Source organism: Intrasporangium sp. (assembly GCF_039812505.1).
Lineage (GTDB): Bacteria > Actinomycetota > Actinomycetes > Actinomycetales > Dermatophilaceae > Intrasporangium_A.
This window is the reverse complement of the sequence record NZ_JBDIAQ010000029.1, coordinates 24,715-30,804: the sequence shown is the minus strand read 5'-3', so window position 1 is coordinate 30,804 and position 6,090 is coordinate 24,715. Positions and strand designations below refer to the sequence as shown.

General features: G+C 73.6%; 5 protein-coding genes and 1 tRNA gene. 1 reads left to right on the top strand and 5 read right to left on the bottom strand.

The annotated features are described in order from the left end of the window. Positions 1-180: 180 nt before the first annotated feature. The 5 genes from argF to WMI84_RS06235 form a co-directional block, all read right to left on the bottom strand. Entirely contained in the window at positions 181-1,197 is a 1,017-nt protein-coding gene (argF, locus tag WMI84_RS06255) for an ornithine carbamoyltransferase (protein ID WP_347351380.1), read from the bottom strand. Between the two features lie 123 nt (positions 1,198-1,320). Continuing rightward, a tRNA-Ser gene (locus WMI84_RS06250) sits at positions 1,321-1,408 on the bottom strand. 136 nt (positions 1,409-1,544) lie between these two features. After that, complete coding sequence (gene galK / locus WMI84_RS06245) at positions 1,545-2,723, bottom strand: galactokinase (RefSeq protein ID WP_347351379.1); 1,179 nt, start codon at positions 2,721-2,723, stop codon at positions 1,545-1,547. Beyond that, the gene (gene galT / locus WMI84_RS06240) at positions 2,720-3,826 is read right to left on the bottom strand and encodes a galactose-1-phosphate uridylyltransferase (RefSeq protein ID WP_347351378.1); all 1,107 of its coding nucleotides are present in this window, start codon (positions 3,824-3,826) and stop codon (positions 2,720-2,722) included. Before galT ends, galK begins: the two co-directional genes overlap by 4 nt. Then, the gene (locus tag WMI84_RS06235; protein WP_347351376.1) at positions 3,823-4,614 is read right to left on the bottom strand and encodes a DeoR/GlpR family DNA-binding transcription regulator; all 792 of its coding nucleotides are present in this window, start codon (positions 4,612-4,614) and stop codon (positions 3,823-3,825) included. The genes galT and WMI84_RS06235 overlap by 4 nt, the downstream gene beginning before the upstream one ends. A 342-nt stretch (positions 4,615-4,956) precedes the next feature. Between WMI84_RS06235 and WMI84_RS06230 the strand changes: the two genes are divergently transcribed. Further along, the gene (locus tag WMI84_RS06230; protein ID WP_347351374.1) at positions 4,957-6,024 is read left to right on the top strand and encodes a LacI family DNA-binding transcriptional regulator; all 1,068 of its coding nucleotides are present in this window, start codon (positions 4,957-4,959) and stop codon (positions 6,022-6,024) included. Positions 6,025-6,090 lie beyond the last annotated feature (66 nt).

The window sequence follows — 6,090 nt, the reverse complement described above, 5'->3', positions numbered from 1 at the left end:
CGGCGCCGCAGCGCGGACCGGATGACACGACCCGGCACGGAGCCGCGCGGCGGCCCGGACCGGGGCCACGCCGCGGGGCGGGGCCACGCCGCGGGGCGGGCCTGGTCGCCGCGGGCGGAACTGGGGTCACGCCGCGGGCGTGCCTGGCCGGGTCGCGATGGTGGCGCTGGGGCGCCGGCCTCAGACCCCCACCAACGTGGCGACGATGAGCGCCTTGATCGTGTGCATCCGGTTCTCGGCCTGGTCGAAGACGATCGAGGCCCGGGACTCGAAGACGTCGTCGGTCACTTCGAGCTCCTGCAGGCCGAACTGCTCGTGGACCTGGCGGCCGACGGCGGTGTCGAGGTCGTGGAGCGCCGGCAGGCAGTGCATGAACCGCACGTCGGGGTTGCCGGTCCGCGAGAGCAGGGCGGAATCCACCTGGTAGGGCGTGAGGAGCTGGATCCGCTCGGCCCACACCTCGGCCGGCTCGCCCATCGAGACCCACACGTCCGTGTGCACGAAGTCCACGTCGCGGACACCCTCCGCCACGTCCTCCGTCAGGGTGATCCGGGACCCCAGCTCGGCGGCATACTGCTGCGCCTGTGCGACCACGTCCTCAGCGGGCCACAACGAGCGGGGCGCGACGACCCGAACGTCCATGCCCAGCATCGCGCCGACGGTCAGCAGCGAGTTGCCCATGTTGTAGCGGGCGTCGCCCACGAAGGCGTAGCTGATCTCGTGGTCCGGCTTGCCGCTGTGCTCGCGCATCGTCAGCACGTCGCACAACGACTGGGTCGGGTGCCACTCGTTGGTCAGCCCGTTCCACACCGGGACACCGGCCCAGGTGCCGAGGGTCTCGATGTCCTCCTGGCCGGCACCGCGGTACTCGATGCCGTCGTAGAACCGGCCGAGGACGCGGGCCGTGTCCTTGATCGACTCCTTGTGGCCCATCTGGGACGCGGAGGGGTCGAGATAGGTCGTGCTGGCCCCCTGGTCCGCCGCGGCCACCTCGAAGGCTGCCCGGGTGCGCGTCGAGGTCTTCGTGAACAGCAGGGCGATGTTCTTGCCGACCAGCCTTCGCTCCTCGCGTCCGGCGCGCTTGGCCGCCTTGAGGTGCACGGCGAGGTCGAGCAGGCTGCGCAGCTCGTCGGGAGACAGGTCGGTCTCCTTGAGCAGGCTGCGGCCCTGCAGGGTCGAGCGCGATGGGGTCGTCATAGGGGGATGCTCGCAGTCGCCCCCAGGGATCGCAAAGGGGTCTCAGGCGCGCGGCTGGGGGTCGGCTGGTCCGACCGACCATGACGCGGAGACCTCGGCGCGGGCGCCGAGGTCCCCTCGTCCTGGCGGAGGATGGGGGATTTGAACCCCCGAGGGTGTTATCCCAACACGATTTCCAATCGTGCGCACTAGGCCACTATGCGAATCCTCCGCGGGCAGGGTACCGGAGGTCGCGCACCGGCCGGAAATCAAGCTCACCGCGCGGCCGTGCAACGCCCGGCGCGCGGAGCAGCCGCGTGCGCGACTCGGCTCGCGGAAGCCCCGCCGCGGGCTCTGCCCGGTGCCGGTCAGCAGTCGCGGCGGGCCGGGCCCCCGGCGGTAACCGCGAACGACACCGGCGCCACGAGCCCGCGCGCGGCGAAGGCCTCGGCGATCGCGTTGGTGGTGCTCTCGACCGCGTCGAGGGCCACCAGGGCGATGGACGAGCCGCCGAAGCCACCGCCGGTCATCCGCGCCCCGAGGGCGCCGTGGGCCCGCGCGGTCCCGGTGGCGAGGTCCAGCTCGAGGCACGAGATCTCGTAGTCCACCCGCATCGAGTCGTGCGAGGCGTCGAACAGGGCGCCCAGGGCGGCCAGGTCGTCGGCCTCCAGTGCGGCGGCCGCGGTGCGGACCCGCTCGATCTCCGTCACGACGTGCCGCACCCGACGGCGCAGGACGTCGTCCGAGAGCAGGGCGAGCGTCGCGTCGAGATCCGCCGGCTCGAGCTCGCGCAGGCTGGACACCCCGAGCTCGGCCGCCGCCTGCCGACACTGGTCGCGCCGCGACCCGTACTGCCCGTCGACGAGGGCGTGCGAGGCCCGGGTGTCGGTGACCAGCAGGGCGTACCCGTGCGCGGCCAGGTCGAAGGGGACCAGCCGCGTCCGCCACGAGCGGCAGTCGAGCAGCAGCGCGGCCCGGTCGCGGCACAGCATCGCCGTGGACTGGTCCATGCCACCGGTGGGTGCCTGCGCGATGGTGTTCTCGGCGGCTATGCAGGCGCGGGCGAGCGCGGCCCGGCCCCCGTCCGAGCCGAGCAGGCCCAGCCCGGCCAGGTCGCTGACCGCCGCCGCGACCGCGCACTCCAGGGCCGCCGAGCTCGACAGTCCGGCCCCGACCGGCACGCTCGAGTCGACCGCGACGTCGAGGCCGGGCACGTCGTACCCCTCCCGCGCCAGGGCCCACAGCACGCCGGCCAGGTATGCCGCCCACCCGCCCGGGGTGCCGGGCGCCACGTCCGCGAGGGGAACCTCCACGACCTCCTGCCGCTGGGCCGAGCGGACCCGCAGGGTGCGGTCCGCGCGTCGGGTGGCAGCGACATACGTGCGCTGGGGCAGCCCGATCGGCAGGCACAGGCCGTCGTTGTAGTCGGTGTGCTCGCCGATCAGGTTGACCCGGCCGGGTGCGGACCACACTCCCTCGGGGGCGCTCCCGGTGAGGTCGGCGAACAGTCCGGTGACCCGGCTGACCAGTGACTCGGGGCTGCTCACGAGGCGACCTCCCGCAGCCGGGCCGCCTGCCGCTCCGGTGGCACGTCGGTGATCCAGCCGCCGACGCCCGACTCGGAGCCGGCGAGGTACTTCAGCTTGCCCGGTGCCCGCAGCACCGACATCAGCTGCAGGTGCAGCCGCGACGCATCCCGCCCGACCCGTACCGGGGCCTGGTGCCACGCGGCCATGTACGGCAGCGTGATCGGCTCGCCGTCGGGCCCGACGTAGTAGCGGTCGAGCCGCTGCAGCAGCTCCCGGTAGACCACCGCCAGGTCGTCGCGCTCCGCATCGTCCAGGGCCGGCAGGTCGGGCACGTCGCGGTGCGGCGCGAGGTGCACCTCGACGGGCCAGCGGGCCGCGAAGGGGACGTAGGCGCTCCAGTGCTCGGACGTCAGCACGATGCGCGACCCGTCGGCCTGCTCGGCGGCCAGCAGGTCGGCACCCAACAGCCGCCCGGTCGCCGCTTGGTGCTCCTGCGCCCGGGCGAGCAGCTGCGCCGTGCGCGCCGGCAGGTACGGGTAGGCGTAGATCTGCCCGTGCGGATGGTGCAGGGTGACCCCGATCTCACGCCCGCGGTTCTCGAAGCAGAACACGTGCTCCACCTGCTCCAGCTGCCCCAGCGCCGTGGTGCGCTCGGCCCAGGTGTCGACGACCCGGCGCACCCGCTCGACCGGCAGGTCCTTGAAGGACCCTTCGTGGTCGCTGGTGAAGCAGACGACCTCACAGCGCCCGAGTGCCGGCCTGGTCTCGAAGAGCCCGGACGCGTCGACCGACCGAGCGCCGAGCGAGACCGGCGCGTACGAGGGGAACCGGTTCTCGAAGACCGCCACCTCGTACGAAGTCTCCGGCACCTCGGACGGCACGCTCCCGCGACCGGTCGGGCAGAGCGGACACTCGTCCTTCGGCGGCAGGAAGGTGCGCCCCTGCCGGTGTCCGGCCACCGCCACCCAGTCGCCCACGAGCGCGTCCCGACGCAGCTCGCCGGAGGGGAGCCGGTCGCCCAGCGGCCGCGTGTCCACGGCGGAGCGCACCGGCGCGTCGGGGTCGTCGACGTAGGTGATCTCGCGGCCGTCGGCCAGCCGGCGTGATGTGAAACGGTTCATGCGGTCCCTTTCCCGGGTTTGACGACGATGAGCTGACCGACCTGCTCCTTGGCGGCCCGACGGGCGGCCGGCGAGAGGCCGGAGTCGGTGATGAGCACGTCCACGTCGGCGAGCCGGCCGAACGTGCTGAGGCTGACCACGCCCCACTTCGTCGAGTCCGCCAGGACGCAGACGCGGTGCCCGGCCCGGATCAGGGCGCGGTTCGTGTCGGCCTCGACGAGGTTCGGCGTGGTCAGCCCGGCGGTGGCATCCACCCCGTGGGCGCCGAGGAAGAGCAGGTCGACATGGAGCGAGGCGAGCGTGGCCACGGCGATCGGCCCGACCAGCGCGTCGGACGGGGTGCGCACGCCGCCGGTGAGCACGAGCGTGTGCCCCGGGCCGCCGGTCTCGTGGAGCAGCTGCGCGGCGGGCAGCGAGTTGGTCACGACGGTCAGCCCCGGCACGGCCGTGAGCCGCCGGGCCAGCTCGACGGTCGTGGTGCCGGCCGAGATCCCGATCGCGCTGCCCGGCTCCACGAGCTCGACCGCGGCGCGGGCGATGGCCTGCTTCTGGGCCTGCTGCAGCAGCGACTTGGCCGCGAAGCCGGGCTCGTCGGCCCGGTTCGCCTCGTCGGGGTGCACGGCCCCGCCGTGGACCCGCTGGACGACGCCGTCGGAGGAGAGCCGGTCGATGTCGCGGCGGACCGTCATGTCCGAGACGCCGAGCCGGTCGACCAGCTCGGAGATGCGCACCGCGCCCTCCCGCTCGACGAGCTCGGCGATGAGGGACCGGCGCTGGCTGGCGAGCACGACGCGTCTCCTCTCGGTGGGGGCGGGAGCGGGCGGGACCGGGGCAGAGCGCGCCGGTCACCAAAGCCTAACAATTCTTCACACGACTTGACACTTCCGAACACGAGGGACAACGATCTGGAGTCGTGGCCGCTACCGGGCGACCGCGGAGTCGTGCCGCCACGCCGGCGACCACGGGAGCGCGCCGACGCGGAGGCAGGGGGAGCGAGTCGAGTGGACCGGGACGAGCAGACCGCCGATCCTGTCCGATTCGGACATGACATCGGACAGTCCCGGACATCCGGGACCCCGGTCGGCACGGTGGTCTTGCGGTCTGAGCAGGGGTACTGGTCGAATCTGCCCATGACACGGTTGTCCACCCGGCGGACAGCGACCCGACCCACCATGGCCGACGTCGCGCTCGAGGCGAACGTCTCGGTCAAGACCGTGTCCCGTGTCGTCAACCACGAGCCCGGCGTGCGGCCCGACACGGCCGCCCGGGTGATCGCCGTCGTCGAGCGCCTCGGCTTCCGGCGCGCCGACAGCGCCCGCCCGCTCCGGCTCGGGCGCACGCGCACCATCGGCCTGGTCGTCGAGGACCTGGCCAACCCGTTCTACTCCCAGATCGGTGCCGCGGTCGAGCGCGAGGCGCGGATCCGCCAGCACCAGCTGATCACCGCCTCCGCCGAGGGGTCCCCGACCCGCGAGCGCGCCGTGCTCGCCGAGCTGGTCGGCCGCCGGGTCGACGGGCTCGTCGTGGTCCCGGCCGGGACCACCCCCGGCGTCGACCCGGAGGTCGTGGCCAGCGGCACCCCGATCGTCTACCTCGACCGGCCCGTCCGCGGCCCGGCCGACATGATCCTCAGCGACAACCCCGGCGGCATCCGCAGCGCGATGGAGCACCTCGTCGCGCACGGCCACCGCCGGGTGGGCTTCCTCGGCGACGACGCGCAGTTCTGGACCGCCCGGCAGCGGCGCGAGGCCTTCGCGGCCGTGCACCAGGACCTGCACCTGCCCGGCGCCCCCCGTATCTGCATGGGACCGCACACGCCGGCCACGGTCGGTGCGGCGCTCGAGTCCTGGTCGCGGGACAAGGACCCGGTCACCGCGGTCATCACCGGCAACAACCGGGTCACGGTCCACACGCTGCGGGCGATGCGCCGGCTCGACCTGCCGCTCGGGCTGGTCGGCTACGACGACTTCGAGCTCGCCGACCTGATCGACCCGCCCATCACGGTCGTCCACCAGGACCCGGCCGCCTTGGGGCAGAAGGCGGCCCAGCAGCTGTTCGTCCGGCTCCTCGGTGACGGGTCGGCCCCGACGACGGTCGTCATGCCCACCCGCCTGATCGTGCGCGGCTCCGGCGGGCCGCACGGCCGCCGCGCCACCGTCAGCCCCATCCGCACCGGACCGGCAGGGCAGCAGGTATGACGCCGAGCCCGTGTCCCGGTGCCCGGCCCGTCCGCCCGGCGGCCGCCCCACAGACCAGTCATCCGA